The 18,780-nt window shown below is 52.5% G+C and carries 15 protein-coding genes; all 15 read right to left on the reverse strand.

The genetic code is table 11. The features are described 5' to 3' along the window. Nucleotides 1-42 precede the first annotated feature (42 nt). Complete coding sequence (locus tag ABWV76_RS18250) at nucleotides 43-1,506, reverse strand: NAD-dependent succinate-semialdehyde dehydrogenase (RefSeq protein WP_282951457.1); 1,464 nt, start codon at nucleotides 1,504-1,506, stop codon at nucleotides 43-45. Between the two features lie 139 nt (nucleotides 1,507-1,645). Beyond that, nucleotides 1,646-3,040, reverse strand: a complete 1,395-nt coding sequence (gene der, locus ABWV76_RS18255; protein ID WP_353376880.1) for a ribosome biogenesis GTPase Der — start codon at nucleotides 3,038-3,040, stop codon at nucleotides 1,646-1,648. Between the two features lie 141 nt (nucleotides 3,041-3,181). Beyond that, the gene (bamB, locus tag ABWV76_RS18260; RefSeq protein WP_353376881.1) at nucleotides 3,182-4,345 is read right to left on the reverse strand and encodes an outer membrane protein assembly factor BamB; all 1,164 of its coding nucleotides are present in this window, start codon (nucleotides 4,343-4,345) and stop codon (nucleotides 3,182-3,184) included. Then, nucleotides 4,345-5,058, reverse strand: coding sequence for a YfgM family protein (locus tag ABWV76_RS18265; protein WP_020412176.1), 714 nt, complete (start codon nucleotides 5,056-5,058; stop codon nucleotides 4,345-4,347). Before ABWV76_RS18265 ends, bamB begins: the two co-directional genes overlap by 1 nt. A gap of 70 nt (nucleotides 5,059-5,128) precedes the next feature. Beyond that, nucleotides 5,129-6,391 (reverse strand): histidine--tRNA ligase, encoded by a 1,263-nt coding sequence (hisS, locus tag ABWV76_RS18270; protein WP_353376882.1) that lies wholly within the window; start codon nucleotides 6,389-6,391, stop codon nucleotides 5,129-5,131. Between the two features lie 57 nt (nucleotides 6,392-6,448). Beyond that, the gene (ispG, locus tag ABWV76_RS18275; RefSeq protein WP_353376883.1) at nucleotides 6,449-7,561 is read right to left on the reverse strand and encodes a flavodoxin-dependent (E)-4-hydroxy-3-methylbut-2-enyl-diphosphate synthase; all 1,113 of its coding nucleotides are present in this window, start codon (nucleotides 7,559-7,561) and stop codon (nucleotides 6,449-6,451) included. Between the two features lie 100 nt (nucleotides 7,562-7,661). Then, nucleotides 7,662-8,621, reverse strand: coding sequence for a RodZ domain-containing protein (locus tag ABWV76_RS18280; RefSeq protein WP_353376885.1), 960 nt, complete (start codon nucleotides 8,619-8,621; stop codon nucleotides 7,662-7,664). Next, entirely contained in the window at nucleotides 8,611-9,390 is a 780-nt protein-coding gene (pilW, locus tag ABWV76_RS18285) for a type IV pilus biogenesis/stability protein PilW (RefSeq protein WP_040628362.1), read from the reverse strand. Before pilW ends, ABWV76_RS18280 begins: the two co-directional genes overlap by 11 nt. Nucleotides 9,391-9,758: 368 nt before the next feature. Then, nucleotides 9,759-11,705 carry a cytochrome-c peroxidase gene (locus ABWV76_RS18290; RefSeq protein WP_353376886.1) on the reverse strand — a complete coding sequence of 649 codons (1,947 nt, stop codon included), beginning with the start codon at nucleotides 11,703-11,705 and terminating at the stop codon, nucleotides 9,759-9,761. A gap of 602 nt (nucleotides 11,706-12,307) precedes the next feature. Further along, complete coding sequence (locus tag ABWV76_RS18295) at nucleotides 12,308-14,200, reverse strand: cytochrome-c peroxidase (RefSeq protein ID WP_353376887.1); 1,893 nt, start codon at nucleotides 14,198-14,200, stop codon at nucleotides 12,308-12,310. 272 nt (nucleotides 14,201-14,472) lie between these two features. Continuing rightward, complete coding sequence (rlmN, locus tag ABWV76_RS18300; RefSeq protein WP_353376888.1) at nucleotides 14,473-15,591, reverse strand: dual-specificity RNA methyltransferase RlmN; 1,119 nt, start codon at nucleotides 15,589-15,591, stop codon at nucleotides 14,473-14,475. A gap of 63 nt (nucleotides 15,592-15,654) precedes the next feature. After that, a complete protein-coding gene (ndk, locus tag ABWV76_RS18305) occupies nucleotides 15,655-16,083 on the reverse strand; it encodes a nucleoside-diphosphate kinase (protein ID WP_282951468.1) in 429 nt (142 codons plus the stop codon). A gap of 203 nt (nucleotides 16,084-16,286) precedes the next feature. Further along, nucleotides 16,287-16,481: a Fe-S cluster assembly protein IscX gene (gene iscX / locus ABWV76_RS18310; RefSeq protein ID WP_020412167.1), complete on the reverse strand. Its 195-nt coding sequence runs from the start codon at nucleotides 16,479-16,481 to the stop codon at nucleotides 16,287-16,289. Between the two features lie 28 nt (nucleotides 16,482-16,509). Continuing rightward, complete coding sequence (fdx, locus tag ABWV76_RS18315; RefSeq protein ID WP_020412166.1) at nucleotides 16,510-16,848, reverse strand: ISC system 2Fe-2S type ferredoxin; 339 nt, start codon at nucleotides 16,846-16,848, stop codon at nucleotides 16,510-16,512. A gap of 50 nt (nucleotides 16,849-16,898) precedes the next feature. After that, nucleotides 16,899-18,770 carry a Fe-S protein assembly chaperone HscA gene (gene hscA, locus ABWV76_RS18320; RefSeq protein ID WP_353376889.1) on the reverse strand — a complete coding sequence of 624 codons (1,872 nt, stop codon included), beginning with the start codon at nucleotides 18,768-18,770 and terminating at the stop codon, nucleotides 16,899-16,901. Nucleotides 18,771-18,780: the final 10 nt, after the last annotated feature.

Here is an 18,780-nt window from a genome sequence, read left to right on the forward strand (position 1 = left end):
AACCATTAATGAGCCGGACATTTTAAACCAGTTGCTGTTTTTTTATTTATCAATGCCGCCAATGCACAAGTACTTTACCTCCAGGTAGTCCTCAATACCGTATTTGGACCCCTCTCGTCCCTGGCCAGATTCCTTCACTCCACCAAACGGTGCCATCTCATTGGAAATTATGCCCTCGTTAACGCCCACCATGCCGTATTCAAGGGCTTCAGATACGCGACAAACACGGCCAATATCCCTGGAGTAAAAGTAGGAGGCCAAGCCGAATTCAGTATCGTTGGCCATCCTCACAACCTCTTCCTCGGTGGAGAACTTATACAAGGCCGCGACAGGCCCAAAAATCTCCTCTTTAAATAGATGCATCTGATCCGTGGCATTACCAAGTACCATAGGGGAATAGAAGTGATCTCCTATAGAACTGGGCCCTCCGGCAACCAGGGTCTGCGCACCTTTCTGCAGGGCATCCTCCACCAGAGACTCTACTTTTTTAACGGCCTTGGTAGTAATCATGGGCCCAACATCGGTTTTGTCATCTACGCCGTTGCCCAGGGTTAGCTTATTGACCGCTTCAATAAACTTGTGTGAAAACGCTTCATAAACCCCCTCCTGCACAAAAATCCGGTTGGCACAGACGCAGGTCTGGCCCGCATTGCGGTATTTACAGATGATGGCTCCTTTTACCGCCTCATCCAGATCCGCATCGTCAAAAACAATAAAGGGCGCGTTACCGCCTAACTCCATGGAGGTTTTCTTCATGGTCTGGGCACATTGGGCCTGTAACAGCTTGCCTACAGCGGTTGAACCGGTAAAAGTGAACTTGCGCACCAGGGGATTCGAAGTCATCTCGGCACCGATAGCCGGTGCATTCTGTCCAGCGACGATATTAAAGATACCGGCGGGAATACCTGCCTCCTCAGCCAACACAGCCAGGGACAGTGCGGAGAGCGGGGTCTCTTGAGCAGGCTTGGCAATAAAGGGGCAACCAGCGGCCAAAGCAGGGGCCATCTTGCGGGCAATCATGGCACTAGGGAAATTCCAGGGAGTGATGGAACAGGTAACACCCACCGGCTGCTTGATTACTGCTATACGGCGGTCGCTGGCAGGCGGTGCTATCACATCACCATAAACACGCTTAGCCTCTTCGGAAAACCATTCGATATAGTTGGCACCGTAGACAATTTCAGTGCATGACTCGGAAAGGGGCTTCCCCTGTTCGGCAGTCAGTATTTTGGCTAAATCTTCGGTATTGGCAATAACCAAGTCATACCAGCGACGCAGTATCCTGGCGCGCTCTTTGACCGGTGTTCCCATCCAGGCCGGCCACGCGGCAGCGGCAGCCTCAATGGCACGACGTGTTTCGTTTCCCCCAAGGTCGGCAATGCTGGCAACAACTTTGCCAGTAGCCGGATCTATGACATCAAAAGTTGCACCGGAATCGGCATCGATCCACTGGCCATTGATGTAAGACTGGGTGCGCAGCAGCGCAGGGTTGTTCAGCTCCAGCATCGCCATCTCCTTATGGTCTCTTGCCCGATTCCCATTGCAATGGGAATCAACTGCTTAGGATATTAACCCGTAATTATCCCCTCAAAGTGCAACACTATGAGGGGATTTGCGACACTTGGATTGACTGGCGCTAGAAGCCTTACTTTTTCTTTTTCACAAACTTCATCAGACGGCGCTTCTTAGCCTTCTGCCGGTCCGTCAGCTTGTTTTTCTTATCGGCATAGGGGTTGGCGCTGGTACGAAACTCAATCTTCACCGGAGTCCCTTGCAGGTCCAGGGCTTTGCGAAAGGTCTTCTCCAAATAGCGCACATAGTGGGCCGGTACCTGCTCTGTCTGGTTGCCATGGATCACAATCACCGGCGGATTCTGTCCACCTGCGTGCGCGTAACGCAGTTTGATACGGTGGCCATGCACCAATGGTGGTTGGTGCTCACTTACTGCCCATTGGAGAATACGAGTCAGATGGTTAGTAGAGAGTTTGTCTGTAGCACTCTGATAGGCCGATTCGATAGAGTCGTACAAATGACCGACACCTGTGCCATGCAGTGCAGAAATAAAATGTACATCGGCGAAATCAACAAAGCGCAAGCGGCGCTCCAGCTCTGCTTTCACGTATTCACGATGATCCGCTTCCAAGCCATCCCACTTGTTCAGAGCCACAACCAAGGCACGCCCAGCCTGGATCACACTACCCATAAGGTGCATATCCTGATCCACCAGGCCCTCACGGGCATCAATCACCAGAACCACCACATTGGCATCTTCCACCGCTTGCAAGGTTTTTACGATAGAGAACTTCTCTACCGATTCCTTAATGTTCTTGCGCCGGCGGATTCCCGCAGTATCGATCAAGGTGTAAGGTTTCTCGTCACGCTCATAATTGATATAGACACTATCGCGGGTGGTTCCCGGCTGGTCATAAACAACTACACGATCCTCGCCTAATAGTCGATTGACCAAGGTCGATTTGCCCACATTGGGTCGGCCGACGATAGCAATCTTGATCCCGGTGGCCTCATCAACCTCTTCGGGTTCTATCACCTCAGGTAGATCTTCCACCACTCTTTGCATCAATGAGCGAACGCCACGCCCCTGTGTTGCAGTAGTTGGGAACAGCTCACCGATACCCAGCTCATAGAACGGAGCCAAGGCAATATCCGGGTTGACCCCATCAACCTTGTTGGCCACAAGAAAAGTGGGCTTGGAGCGAGTACGCAGTCGCTCGGCGATCATTTGGTCTGCAGGGGTGAGCCCGGCACGACTGTCCACCAGGAACAGGACAATATCCGACTCTTCTATAGCCTGCATAGATTGCTGCGCCATGGCAGCATCAATACCTTCCTCCCCGCCGCTAATACCACCGGTATCAACCAGGAGTACTTTGCGCCCGTCGATCTCCGCCTCACCATATTTGCGGTCACGGGTAAGACCTGCATAGTTGGCCACCAAGGCGTCACGGCTCCTGGTAAGACGATTAAACAGGGTGGATTTGCCCACATTGGGGCGCCCGACCAGGGCGATTACTGGCAGCATACAAATTCTGGCTTTTAGCCTAATAAATAAATACAAACGCCCGCTCGAGGCGGGCGATTTCAATTCACCTGCTAAGCAGGCTCCTTTTGCGGGCCCGAGGCCCAGTGGTAGACAGTTGTCCACCATCAATATTGAGGTTTTTTAGTCCTGAGCTAGGCGCAGGGCAACCAGCTCACCGTCATCCGAAAGGACAAACAATAGATCGCCATCCACCAGCATGGGGATGCGAATCGCATCGCCATCTACCTGCTCACGGCCAATAAATTGTCCAGTGTTTGGATCGAGAACATGTAGGTAACCTTCCAAGTCACCGATAACAACGACACCCTGGAAATAAGCCGGGCCGCTAAGCTCTCGGCGCAACAACTCATTGTTCGTCCAGACAATCTGGCCATTGCCCACATTGTAGGCGTACACACTACCAGAGACACTGCTAAGGTAGACATGGCCACCACCAACCGCTACCGCATGATGTGTGGAGGCGTCGCGGGCCCACAAGCCCCGGCCGCCATCTTTGGACAGGGCAACAACCCTGCCCTGATAACTCGCCGCAAATACCAGATCACCCCGCACAACCGGAGAGCCATCGATATCCACAACTCGCTCCAACTCGGCGGAGCCCTGGGGTATAGCAACTCGCTGTTCCCAGCGGGGAGTGCCATCCCGGGCATCCAGGGCGATCAGTTTACCGTTGTCCAGACCAGCGAGCACCAAGCCACCGCTGATGACGGGAGCCGCAGTGCCGCGCAGAGTTAATACTGGCAGGGTGGTATTATGACTCCAGAGCTCTTCACCGGTACCTGCATCCAGGCCAACCAGCTTGCCGTCGACAGTTTGCAGAACCACAACCCCGGAACCGACCGCAGGGGCAGAAACCACTTCTCCAGAGACCTGGTAATTCCACAACTTTGCACCATTGTTCAGGTCGAGCACTATGGCCCGACCACGGTAGTCCACTACAACCGCAATACCAAGACCGACACCAACGCCACCACTTAACTCGATATCCAGGTCAGTTTCCCACAGAGGCTGGCCGGTACTGCGTTCAAATGCGGTAACTTCACCATCACTACTGGCCGCAACCAATTTGCCATCAGCCAGACCCGGCTGCAGCATGGCATAGCGCTTTTTATCGATATCACCAATACTCGCTGACCAGACCTCACGCAGCTCAACACTGGTATTGATATCCACCAGCTCAACCGGCTCGACATCTTCCTTTTCATCGTTGGAGGCACAGGCAGCCAGGGCGATTGCCAGGGCTACTGCAGCTGTACGCCCCGCAGCGCGATTGAGAAATCCCATTACTCATCTCCCTCTGGTGCTGGCTCACTTTGATTCTGTTCCTGCACAGCTTTGTCACTCACTACTGCTAAGCTATCAGCCTTGAGGCGAAGCAGTTGGGTGCTACCAGCCTGCTCCGGCAGCAACTCAGAAATTGCCTTCTCATACGCTGCACGCGCACCGGCATTATCCCCTTTTTGCTTCAGGATATCTCCACGAGTTTCAGAGTAGAGAGCAGCAAACGCTGGCGGCACAGAGCCTTCTATCAGCTTCAGAGCCTCATCGGGTTGACCGCGCGCAGCGATTACCGAGGCAAGTCGGCGCTTGGCCAACAGCTTCAGGGCAGTCTCTTCGGTATTATCGATCACCCACTGCAACTGTTGCTGAGCTGCTTCCAGATCATTGTTATCTGCAGCGATGGCAGCCAAGCGCAGTGACGCCTGGCTGGCATAAATACGACTGCCAAACTCGTTCTTGAGCTGCTCCGCCAGTGTTTTTGCGGTCGTCAGCTGTTTATTGTCCGGCTGATTGTTATTGGCGGATACCGCCTCAACAAAATTTTGATACAGGTCAGAAGCTGCTTCAGCCTTGCCGCGCTGGTCACCCTGCCACCATTGATAGCCGAAGTAGCCGGCGAGAGCCAGGACCACGCCGGTAACAATGCCCCTGCCGTTCTCCGCCCACCAGCGCTTCAGCGTTTCTATTTGTTCTTGTTCGGTAAGATGCTCAGACATTGGGTAAATCGCCTTTCCTGTGGTTTTCTAACTTTCCCGACGGGGGCCTCCGCCCCCCGGAGTATTTTGATCAGCCCTGTAACAGTGCGGCCAGCTCATTCAGCTGGAGGGTCTGTTGTTGCTGCTCAGAACGGAGGTATTTCACTGTTATCTGACCATTTGCGGCCTCATCCTCGCCAATAATCAGTGCATAATCGGCACCGCTTTTATCGGCTTTCTTCATTTGGCTCTTAAAGCTTCCGCCACCGCAGTGCGCCTGCAGGCGCAACCAGGGCAGCTCGTCCCGTAGCTGCTCTGCAGCAGCTAAGGCGGCTGATTGTACATCACCCACCGCCACCAGGTAGGCATCCACCTGTTGCGCCAGGCTATCCGGCAGAACTTCGAGGGTTTCCAGCATCAGCACCAAGCGCTCAGCCCCAAGGCCGAAACCAACCGCTGGAGTGGCTTTCCCCCCCATCTGCTCTACTAGACCATCATAGCGACCACCGGCACAGACTGTGCCCTGGGCACCGAGGCTATCAGTCACCCATTCAAATACGGTTTTACCGTAATAGTCGAGACCGCGTACCAGTTTAGAGTTGATTTCATACTTCACACCTGCGGCATCCAGTAGCGCGCGCAGCTGGGTGAAGTGGGCGGTAGATTCCTCATCAAGGAAGTCCAGTAGACAGGGGGCGTCGGCGAGCAGTTCCTGAGTTTGCGTATTTTTACTATCGAGAATACGCAGCGGGTTGCGCTCGAGGCGGCGCTGGCTATCTTCATCCAGCTGCTCGCGATGCTCGCTGAGATAGGCCACCAATGCATCGCGATAGGCCGCACGACTGTCTGAATTACCGAGGGAATTGAGTTGCAGGGTCACATGCTCACTGATACCCAGCTGGCGCCACAGGCGCGCAGTCATAATAAGCATTTCCGCATCGATATCCGGGCCTTCGATACCGAACACCTCCACACCAAATTGGTGAAACTGGCGCAGGCGGCCCCTCTGTGGGCGCTCATAGCGGAACATGGGACCAAAGTACCACAGGCGCTGGGGTTGGATCAGTAGGTTATTCTGAATCGCTGCGCGCACAGTACCGGCGGTACCTTCAGGGCGCAAAGTAACGCTGTCACCGCTCTTGTCTTCAAAGGTGTACATCTCCTTTTCGACAATATCGGTGGCTTCACCCACCGCGCGGCTGAATAACTGGGTCGCCTCCAGCGTGGGCGTACGAATCTCGTTATAGCCATAGCGGGTAAAAAGTTCACTGAGAGTGGCTTCCACATACTGCCAAACCGGGGACTGTTCCGGCAGCAGGTCGTTCATGCCTCGAATTGCGCGAAGTTGTTTCAACGCTGTTCCTTAATATTTAACTCAACTATTCGGATGGTGCTTGCAGGCTGGAGCCCGCTACGCCTTGGCGATGATATCCGCTTCGCGCTCAGCCTTGGCTGCAGCCTTGTCACGAATCAGGCGTTCCAGGTCATCCACCAGGTTCTCATTCTTAAATTTGCGATCCGGCTGACCGTCTACATAAATAGCATGGCTGGGAGTGCCGCCGGTAAGGCCGATATCCGCCTCCTTCGCCTCTCCAGGACCATTGACGATACAACCGATCACAGCCACATCCAGCGGTGTAGTGATATCTTTCAGGCGTGTCTCCAGTTCGTTCATGGTTTTCACCACGTCGAAATTCTGGCGCGAACAACTGGGACAAGCAATGAAGTTAATACCCTTACTGCGCAAGCGCAGGCTTTTGAGCAGGTCCCAGCCCACTTTGACCTCTTCAACAGGGTCCGCCGCCAGGGACACACGCAGCGTATCGCCGATACCATCGAGTAACAGGGCACCGAGGCCAATCGCAGATTTCACCGTGCCCGCACGCAGACCACCGGCTTCAGTGATCCCCAGGTGCAAGGGCTGCTCAATTTGCTCGGCCAGTTTGCGATAGGCAGCTGTTGCCATAAAGATATCCGAGGCTTTTACACTCACCTTGAAGTCCTGGAAGTCCAGACCATCAAGGATATCCACATGGCGTAGGGCGGACTCCACCAGTGCATCAGGCGTTGGCTCACCGTATTTTTTCTGCAGATCTTTTTCCAGAGAGCCCGCATTTACTCCGATACGAATCGGTATATTCAGATCGCGGGCTTTATCAACCACGGCGCGGATACGCTTCTCTCGACCGATATTGCCGGGATTAATGCGCAGGCAGTCCACCCCCAAGTCGGCCACGCGCAGGGCGATGCGGTAATCAAAATGAATGTCCGCAACCAGCGGTACATCGGTCTGCTTTTTAATTTCCCCAAAGGCCTCAGCGGCCTCCATACTAGGCACGGATACCCGCACAATATCGGCACCGGCCTTCTGCAAACGTTGGATCTGCCCCACTGTAGCGGCTACATCACAGGTTTCAGTATTGGTCATGCTTTGCACCGATATCGGGGCATCACCTCCGACCGGTACGTCTCCTACCATGATCTGGCGCGACTTGCGGCGAACAATGGGAGATTCAAATTGCATAGGGCTGACCTGGCAGTATTGCTGCTAAAAAATCGAGGGGAGATTATAGAGAGATTGGGCGCAAACCTACAGTATTCGCGCCCAAACTAAGGGGATCACTTCAATCACCAACGATCAGGCGTCGAGTGCGGCGGTTTCCAATAGGGTCGCTATTTATCGTTTGCTCGCGATAAACCACTTTGGTCGCGCGGGCATTTCCCAGCATCAACTCAAAAGGTGCGCGCCCATCCAGCTCTTTGGAAGTGCCCGCTTCCTGCACTCCGGCTAAGAGTACTACACCACCTGCATCTTTCACCTCAATCCAGGAGTCCTCATCAAAACTGAGCCGTAAGGCACCTTGCAGTTGCTGATCCAGTTGCGCCACTTCGGCGGGAAGCTCCGATAAGGGCTCAGCAGAAGTCGCCTGTGACTGAGCCGCGAGAGCAACAGTGGGGGCCTCAACGGCAATCTGCTCGCTATTGAGGTCAACAGGGCTTTCCTGTAATACAAAAGTAGAATCACCCTGCTCTATTGCACTGTTTTCCTGCTTTAGAATTGCCGTACTTTGCCCTGGTATCTCCTCAGGAGCCTGGGAAACTTCATCCGTCAGTGCCACTGGCATTGGTACAGAGGGAATATTTACCGGACCGCCATAGAGCCACCAAAAGACGCCCCCGGCAGCAAGCAGAGGCAATATTGCCAACACTCCATGTCCCTTTCGACGGGCAGGACGCAGGGCATCGGCCTTCACCTCTATACGGCGGCCTTCACTGCGTGGTTGCGGCTGAGGTCGTGCGGAATCATAGGCGGTGAGTACTGGCTCTGAAGGAACACCCAGCTCCCTACAGATATTGCGGATATAGCCACGTGCATAAACTATCTCGGGCTGACGCTCGAAAATATCATCTTCCAGCCATTCCACCGTGTTATCGATAATACACAAGCGCCGGGATAAATCTTCACGGGACAGGCCAGCATCCTCACGCGCTGCACGCAGGATGCTACCTGGAGAAACTGGGGACGTTTGTGTCGGGGGTACGGCTTCACCGCTATCGCGGTGCGCGGAACTACTATCCGTCATTACCACTCAACTCCTGATATTTCAGTGTTTCCGCAGAGTACGGGTACAAATTCTTCAAGGCAAGCGCGTAACTGAGCTCCTTGTCACGATTCCCAAACACCTTTTCGATGCGGATACCCAGCCACAGGGACCGCGGTGTCTGGCGGTTATTTTCGCTGTATTTATCCAGGTACTGCTTGGCCACGGCATAATCGCCAGCCTCAAACTTCAACTCAGCCAGCTCAAGCTGGGCCACAGGCAGATTTGCATTCAGGGCCAAAGCGCGAGTGTAGGCTTGTTCAGCCTCCTCCAGCATACCCAGTCGGCTGGCAGTGCGGCCATAATTAACCAGGGCGAAGAAGCGACGGTTATAGGTCAGGTCTTTTGAAGCGTGGCGAAACTGCTCCAGCGCCTCTTTGTAGCGCTCCTGCTTATAGAGAAAAACCCCGAAATTGGTGCGCGCCATCGAAAAGTTATCGCCATAACGCAGGGCTTTCTTGAAATGGGATTCAGCCACCTTCAGCTCGCCATCTGCCTGATATAACAAAGCCAGGCCATGGTGGGCTAGTGGGTTTTTCCTGCCTAATTCCAGAGCCTTATTGAAATGACGCCTGGCCAGCTCACGGTTATCACCGCTTTGCAGATAGCGCAGCCCCAACTGCACGTGAGTTTCCAGGGCCTTATCCAGGTTCACTTCCTGGCGCTCAGGCAACCCGGTCGTTACACAGCCCCCCAACAGAGCAGTAAATAACAGCCCCAAAAACGGCAGGCCAAAAGATTTTGCAGACACAACATCACCTGTAAATTTATTTTTTATCTGTCCATCTAGCGGAAGCACCTTGGGCGCAGTCAACCCCAGCTAGGCGGCGTAAGACCTGCTACATCCGTCAACCGAAATTCGCTATACGCCCAGGGCTGATTAATTTTTCAACACAAACCCAGTCACTATTTGCCGTCCCATCAACCGGTCGTAACCCCTAACCTGTGCTTCCCGGGCCCTATACTGCCGTAAAGTACAGCCCGTTGCAGCTCCATAACCCCAATGAATTCCAATTAACAGTTACCAAGCCCGACTTGTCGCGGGCTTACAGGAGAGAAAAAGTGCGGATATCACAGAGCTAATAATATTCTGCGGAATAGTATTCTCCTGGCTCCCATTTATAGCGCCTTGCCCTCGCGGTCTTTCGCCTCTAGCTGCCGGCCATCTGGGCCACCATCCCGAGGGGGCATCAGAGCCTGAATCGCATTAGAGTTGGCATTGGCAGCATCCGGATCAGTGAGTGTTCCAAGGAATTTCACCACCAGGTCGATCTCTGTATCACTGAGATTATTGGCTCCGCCCCCGCCGTTCCCACTGAGAATATCCTGGGTATGAGCCAGGCCATTGGGAGCCACTTTATTGGCACAGTCCTGCAGCCCCACAAATTGCTCCAAATCACACATTTCGCTGTTGGCAAAATATCGGGTAATGGAACCTGATCGATCGCGATAGTGCTCGATATTTCTCCTTAACGTGGCGAACTGGCCACTGTGTCCCCAAGGGCCAGTGATGGCGACATTGAGTAGTGTTGGAATACGAAAACTACCCGCACCATTACCACCCAGATCGGCACCACTACCGCTAGCATCCTTACCAACGCCTATTTGTGGATAACTTACAGCCCTAAGCCCCTGGGTAGTAAAGAAGGCGCCGCCATGACAGTTAGTGCAGCCCGAATTACCCGCCATAAAGGTAATAGCCCCGCGCTTCTCATCGCTATCCAAAGCATCCGGATTACCATCCACATAATCAAAGAAGGGGTTATCGATAAATAATTGTACTGCCTCATAAGCAGCTATAGCCTCAGCAACACGGCTGAAATTAATCTCAGGATCACCGAAAGCAGCGCTGAATAACGAGCTCCAACTGGCACTCTCCAGATTTGCCGCAATTATCTCTTCGCGATAGGCGGTAAATCCACCTTCAATAGTATTGTCGTAGCCGAATTGGGTAATGTCCCCCATTTCTGCAGCATCGGTAACGGGAAAATGTGCCTGGGCCATCATTAGAGCCAGGGTACCAATACCCACTGCCGCTTCGGTATTATTACTGACATCGCGGGAGTCTGTTCTCAGCCCCCGATCTGTAATTGCCACACGGTTATCCCAGAAAAGCCCTCGAGTCCAAAGTGCGGCATTACAGATCGGTTGGGCATTTCTCGCCACAACAGGCACTTCATTAAAACCATCTGACCGCCCCGGCCCCACTAGAGCCGGATCGAGCGCGCTTACTCCAATAGGCATAGAAAGGTTATCGCCTCCACAACCCATAACCGGTTGGTGGCAGGACGAGCAGGAGGTGTCGTTATTGGCACTGAGGCTTTTGTTGTGGAATAAGCGCATACCCAACTCCACCTTTGCGGGGCTCTGCTCACTGCGGACTCGGGCGGCGAATGCCCGTATATCCTCCAAGTGAGAGGCCATACCATTCAGCTCAAGCATGGCCTGAAGGCAGGAATCCAAATCTGCATCAAGCAGATCCAATGCACTGCGTGCATTGTTACACTCTGCAAAATTAGAAATGCGATCATTGTCCACCTCAATATCCGCGCCGCTGCTGAGCCCGCTATTGGTATTGTTCAGCAAGGTTTTTGCACTGACCCGGGCGATGTCACTATCATTATCGACGTCTCCAGCAGTCACTGTGTAGGTGTGCTCTGTATTTATCGAAAGCCCCTGGTCGACAAAGTAGTGATTACTCGTTTCAGCAATTTTTTCACCGTTACGATAGATGGAATAGGTTGTCCCATCACGCTCCCACGAGAGTCCGATACTGGTACCGGAAAAAGCATTAGCAATTAACTTTGCGGGAGCACCTCCCTGTTGGGAGCTACCCCCAGTATCATTATCACCGCCTGTACTGGTGTCCGAGCCGCCATCACCACCTACATCTCCACCAGTGCCTATATCTCCGCCACTGCCATCTGCAACTGGATCAGAGGACGGATTGTCATCCCCACCGGAAGAGCCCGAGCTGCAACCCGCTACCAACACAAACAGTGGCAGGATCAACAGCCGCAGCAATACCATGATCGATACATTCGAATTTTTACTATGAACTTTCATAAAATCTGACCGACCCCGCCACTAAAACCTCATTTGAGAAGCTCTGGACAGGCAATAAGCGAACTAGTGCCCCTTGCGGCACCAAAAGCTAACATCCCCAGGGTTTGCTGAAACTCAACAAAAGTCCTTTTTAATTTCAAAGGATAAAGATCTGAATTATCTCTTGCCTTGGCCGTTTGAATAAACCCAAAACAATATCTACTGCCTTGGTGGCAATTGTTGCTAACAAAAAACTGATTCTACTTTGATGGCCAACTGGCCACAGAGCCTGGCTATTTAACTACCAGTCGCTTCAGCCATAGGAGTAAACAATTTAGCGCCTTTACCCGACAATTTCTGTTGAGGGAGTCGCAAACTGTCAGTGCGGTTAAGGTGATCTTCGGGGGCAAGAATTATCTGTTATTTTTAACCCGAGCCCGACACAATGGCAGTACCAGTCAATGTAGGTATTTTTTACAATTGCCATTCGCAAGAGCATGCTGCTTCTACAATACTAGGATTGCTATGATTGCCGAGCATAGAGAGCTGTAGGAACCATACCCTCTATACTCGCCATATTATTTTTAATATTTCATGCAGTCCGGGAAAAATCTAACTGAAACTTACAAGATTTCTCCGCTCTGGTCTTTTGCATCCAGCTGCTTACCGTCTGGGCCACCATCTCTGGGAGGTATCAGGAACTGAATCTCATTGGAACTGATATCCGCTGCATTCGGATCAGTAAGCGTACCCAGGAATGTCACAACAAAGTCAATTTCGTCTTCGGTCAAACGGTTGATGCCTCCTCCATCGTTCCCATCGAGAATATCTTGGGAGTGAGCCAAACCATTGGGAGCCACCTTGCTCGGACAATCCTGCAGATTTTTAAATTGGTCAAGATCACACATCTCGTTATTTTCAAAATATCTAAGGATGGAAGCTCCTTGGTCGCTGTAGTGTTCGACATTTCTTCTCAGAGTGCCAAATTGCCCGCTATGCCCCCAAGGGCCCGTGATAGTTACATTTAGCAGAGTAGGCGCACGGAAGGCTCCAAGCCCCAAAGACCCCTCTCCCCCCAAATCCGCACCACTTCCGCTTGCATCCGTGCCTATGCCTATTTGAGGATAATTGGCAGCCATCAGTGCCTCAGAGGTAAAGAAAGCCCCTTTATGGCAGAAAGTACAACCGGCATCTCTTGACATAAAAGTGATTGCACCGCGCTTCTCTTCAGCATTGAGCACCTCCAGATTCCCCTCGACATATTCAAAAAACGGATTATCGATAAATATCTGTACGGCTTCATAAGCTGCAATTGCCTGAGCAATACGGCTGAAATTAATCTCGGGATCACCAAAAGCGGAAGTAAACAAGGCCCCCCAAGCTGCAGTATCCAGGCTGGCTGCTAATATATCCTCGCGATAGGAAGTAAAATTCTCATCAACAGAATCATTATATCCAAAGTCGGTGATATCCCCCATCTCAGGCGGAGCAGTTACCGGAAAATGTGCCTGTGCCATAAGCAGTGCCAACGAGCCAGTTCCTACAGCATTGACGGTATTATTCGTAACATCTCTCGAGTCTGTTCTGAGGACACCATCAGGGCTTAAAGAAACCCGATTGTCCCAGAACAGGCCCCGAGACCACAGTGAGGCATTACAAATAGCCTGTGAGTTCCTTGGCACTAAAGGTACTTCGTTAACACCATCTGAGCGCCCCGGCCCCAGCAGGGCGGTATCTATAGCATTAATACCCACCGGCATTGAGAGGTCATCCCCACCGCAGCCAATCGCGGGATGATGGCAGGACGAACAGGAGGCATCTTGATTTGCACTTAAGGATTTGTTGTGGAACAGGCGCATTCCCAGCTCCACCATAGCAGGCTCCTGCTCACTGCGAACACGTGCGGCAAAAGCGCGTATGTCTTCGACAAGAGGGGCCATACGGTTGAGTTTGAGCATAGCTGCCAAACAGTTATCCAGGTCTTCTTCGAGCAAGTCCACCGCACTGGAAGCATTTTTACATTCCTCAAAAGCGGATATACGCTCATTTAAGACATCATCTTCTGTGCCGTTATTCAGCCCCTCGTTCGTATCATTGACTAATGTTTTAACGATGATCTGGGAGGCTTCCAGCTCGCTGGCCGCATCAACGGTATTGACAGAGTACGCGTACTCAGTATCTACCGATAAGCTCTGGTCGATAAAAAAGTTATTGCTGGCTTCCGCTATTTTTTTTCCATTACGATAGATGAAATAGGTTTCACCATCCCGCTCCCAGACAAGGCCGATACTGGTTCCAGAGTAAGCATGACCAATCAATTCTGCAGGTGAGCTTCCCTCTGCAGGACCGGGATCGGGATCGGGATCGGGATCACCCCCTACAATATCCGGAACCGAGCGATCCTCACCACCGGACGACCCCGAGCCACAACCAAGCATTATCAAAACGAGTGTTAGAAAAAAAAGCCGTAATAAGGCTCTGGAAAATAGCATTAAATCCAGTTTCTGAACGTTCATATAATTTAACAGTCCCTTCCATCTACTTTTTAAAAAGTTCTGGACTGTTAACGCGTTACCCTGCGGGTTGGTTGACTTCGGAGTAAAAAAAGGCACCACCAAATCGAAGGCAAGGCGTGCGAGGAATTACCACTTAGAGAGGAATAAAAGATTTAAAAACTATCCTCTACCAAAACTGCAGCTCTAAGCCACCCAGATCGGAAGAAGATGTTTTAGGACCACCTGGCATCCCAGCTAATCGCCAGCTCAAGACACTCAGGTTAAATTGGTACTCAGCCTACAATACGGACAGGGCGCTCAGCGTTGCGATAGCGTTCAGAGCGGCGGGTCCGGTCATTCACACTTCCTGCCAATTGACCACAAGCTGCATCAATATCATCACCGCGAGTGGTTCTGACGGTTACGGTATAACCTTTGTCGAGTAAAATCTGTTGAAAGCGTCGCAAAGCGTTATTACTCACCCGCTGATAATCGGAAAGCTCAAACGGATTAAAAGGGATTAAATTAATTTTTACTGGCACATCGCGCAGTAGTTCCGCCAGTTGCTCAGCATGCTCAGGGCGATCATTAACCTCGCGCATCAGCGTATATTCGATGGTCATCTTACGATGGGTGTCTGGCATGCGGTCGATATAGCGCTTAGCAGAATCCAACAGCATCGCAATCGGATATTTATTATTGATCGGTACTAGCTCATTGCGCAGTTCATCGTTGGGCGCATGCAGGGATATCGCCAGGCTTACATCAGTAACATCCGCAAGGCGATCCAATGCGGGTACTACACCTGAAGTAGACAAGGTTACGCGGCGCTTGGAGATGCCATAGGCGTTGTCTTCCATCATCAGGTTCATTGCATCGACTACATTGTCGAAGTTGAGCAGGGGTTCACCCATTCCCATCATCACTACATTGGTTACCTTGCGTGGACCTTTCGGCTGTAGCTGGCCGAAAGACTTACAGGCAATCCACACCTGCCCAATGATTTCAGCAGCAGTTAAGTCCCGATTGAAGCCCTGTTTTCCGGTTGCACAAAAACTGCAATCCAAGGAGCAGCCCACTTGGGAGGATACGCATAAAGTACCGCGATCCCCATCGGGGATATAAACGGTTTCGATGGCATTATCACCAAAAACTTTAATGAGCCATTTGCGCGTACCATCGGCAGAATCCCACTGCTCCAATACTTCCGGAGCGCGAATCTCAGCAACTTCTGCCAGTTTCTGGCGCAGTGCCTTGCTGACATTGGTCATTTCAGCAAAGTCACTCACCCCGTTTTGGTGAATCCACTTTAAAACCTGGATAGCGCGGAAACGCTTCTCGCCCAATGATTCAAAGAAGGCGGCCAGCTTTTCAACAGAAAGGCCGAGCAGGTTGGTTTTCTCAGCGGTCATTCATTTCACCTCGGGGAAGAACTGCACCGGCCCAGACGGACCAGTGCGATTTCAGCACACAAATTAAGCGCGCGGACAGATTTCGTCGTCAGCGAAGAAGTAGCTTACTTCGCGGGCAGCGGACTCTGCGGAGTCAGAGCCGTGTACTGCGTTGGCGTCAATGCTGTCAGCGAAATCAGCGCGGATGGTGCCAGCAGCAGCTTCTTTCGGATTGGTAGCGCCCATCAGCTCACGGTTTGCCAGGATAGCGTTCTCGCCTTCGAGAACCTGTACAACAACCGGGCCGGAAGTCATGAAATCAACCAGGTCTTTGAAAAAAGGACGCTCTTTGTGCTCAGCGTAGAAACCTTCAGCTTTTTCGCGGGACAGGTGCACCATCTTCATGGCAACAATGCTCAGGCCAGCTTTCTCAAAACGGCTCTCGATTTCACCGATTACGTTTTTGGCTACTGCGTCCGGCTTGATGATGGAAAGGGTACGCTCCAGGGCCATGGTTATCTCCAATGTGATTTTTCGTTACTGAACTTACATACAGAAAGAGCAACCTGCACAGTTGCTCTTTCCTGATATTCCTTCCGTACCCACCGGGCCGGGGGTACTCAAATTTTGATCACCGCATTTCGCGGCCGGCGGATTATACGGGGTATTGATCGACTTTTGTACTCCATTACCAATACTCGGTTAACTCCACTCAACTACTCTCGCTCTTCAATCCAAGCGGCCTGGATCGCCTCCAGGATCTTCTCGCCACAGCGATCAGGGTCATCATCAAACCCCGGTAATGCCATTACCCAGTTACGCAGATCGACGAAGTTAACGGTAAGTGGGTCCACCTCTTCGTGAGTGTCGCAAAGTTCAATGGCGATATCGTGAATGTCAGTCCACTTCATTATTTGGCTCCCCCAATACCCGCACCGATCAGTGCTTTTCCGAAACCTGGTTTATTGTGTACTTGGGAATCTCGACTACCAGGTCTTCATCCTCAACGATGGCCTGACAGGAAAGACGAGATTCGGGCTCCAGCCCCCAGGCCTTGTCCAGCAGATCCTCTTCCAGCTCATCAGGCTCCTCAAGGGAATAAAAACCCTCGCGTACGATGACATGACAGGTGGTACAGGCACAGGCCTTCTCACAGGCATGCTCAATTTCAATATCGTTGGCCAGCGCTGCATCTATTACGCTGACACCACTCTCCGCTTCCACGACCTTACCCTCAGGGCAAATTTCGGCATGGGGTAAAAATACAATCTTCGGCATGGGTACTGACTCTCTATGGTCTCAATCCGACGGGGCTGTGCCCCAGCCGCTTATTTATCGAATTCATCCAGGCTGTGGCCCTGCATCGCTCGCTTAATCGACGCATCCATTCGCCGGGCAGCGAAGGGTTCCGACAGCTTATTCAGAGCTTCCATACGACGACGAATCTCTTCTGCATCGCCACCGTTATGGGCCAGACGCAACGCCTCCATAGCAAGTTCCAGCTCGTTTAATTCATTTTCCTGCAGCAACTGAGCACCATTTTCACGCAGTGCAACCAGCAGGCTTTCCAAGGTACGCTCTGCCTCTACCTGTGCCTCACGCAGTGCGCGCAGGGCAATATCTTCTGCAGCATGGGTATAGGAATCCTGCAACATACGGGCGATATCCTTGTCCTCAAGCCCGTAAGAAGGCTTGACTGTGATATCTGCACTGACACCACTGCTCTTCTCCACGGCACTAACTGACAGCAAGCCATCCGCATCCACCTGGTAAGTCACACGGATATGAGCCGCACCTGCCACCATCGGCGGGATACCGCGCAGCTCAAAGCGCGCAAGTGAGCGGCAATCGCTCACCAGCTCCCGCTCTCCCTGCACTACATGGATAGCCATCGCTGTCTGACCATCCTTAAAAGTGGTGAACTCTTGAGCCTTAGACACCGGAATCGTCGTATTGCGCGCGATCAATTTTTCAGTGAGGCCACCCATGGTCTCGATTCCAAGCGATAGGGGAATCACATCCAGCAATAACAGCTCATCATCAGATTTGTTGCCCACAAGCATATCCGCCTGCAAGGCCGCACCAATAGCAACAACTTGGTCCGGGTCTATTTCTGCATGAGGCGCTCGGCCGAAATAATTCTCGACCCGCTCACGCACCCGCAGGGTACGGGTAGAGCCACCTACAAGCACTACCTCCTGCACCTCCTCAACGTCGATGGCAGCATCGCGCAGAGCGCGCTTGCAAGCGCGTAAGGTTTTATCAATCAAGGGATCCAGCAGTGAGGCCATAGTTGCCCGGTCGAATACACCCTGCCAATCTCCCTGGCCCACCTCCGCCTGTTCGGCATTGGCCAAGGCTTCTTTCGCCGCACAGGCACTATCGAGGAGCTGGCGCTGGGTAGCGGCATCCAGGTCCGTACCCAGACCTGCCTGTTCGGCTATCCAGGCAGCGATGGTACGATCAAAGTCATCACCACCGAGTGCGGTATCACCACCAGTCGACATCACTTCGAAAACACCACGGGACAGGCGTAAAATGGAAATATCGAAGGTACCACCACCGAGGTCATAGACTGCTATAACCCCTTCCTCGCCCCTGTCCAGGCCGTATGCCACAGCCGCCGCCGTAGGTTCATTGAGTAGACGCAACACTTTCAAACCTGCCAGCTTGGCCGCATCTTTGGTGGCCTGACGCTGGGCATCATCAAAGTATGCCGGCACGGTAATCACCGCACCATCCAGCTCACCGCCATCCTTGCCGCATAGAGCCTCGCGGCCGCGCTGAGCCAACTTTTTTAGAATCTCCGCAGATACCTGTACCGGGTTTACCGGGCCGGCAGCAGTTTCGATGGAAGGCATACCCCCATCGCTGTCAGCGAAGTGGTAAGGCAACTGCTCACCAAGACTTTTGACATCTGCCACCCCACGCCCCATCAAGCGCTTGATGGAGATCATGGTGTTGTATGGGTCCTGCGCGGCCCGTGCTCGGGCCTTGGCACCCACGGTGATAGTCTCGCTGCCGTAGTGTACCGCCGAGGGCAGTATCACTCTGCCCTGCTCGTCGGCGATGGCCTCTGCTGAACCACTACGCACAGTCGCCACCAGCGAGTTGGTGGTCCCCAGATCAATCCCCACAGCGTACTTGCGCTGGTGAGGATCGGGGCTCTGTCCCGGTTCGGAAATTTGCAGTAATGCCATTGCTAATCTC

The sequence above is a fragment of the Microbulbifer sp. NBRC 101763 genome (assembly GCF_040371615.1).
In the GTDB taxonomy this organism is placed as follows: Bacteria; Pseudomonadota; Gammaproteobacteria; order Pseudomonadales; family Cellvibrionaceae; genus Microbulbifer; species Microbulbifer variabilis.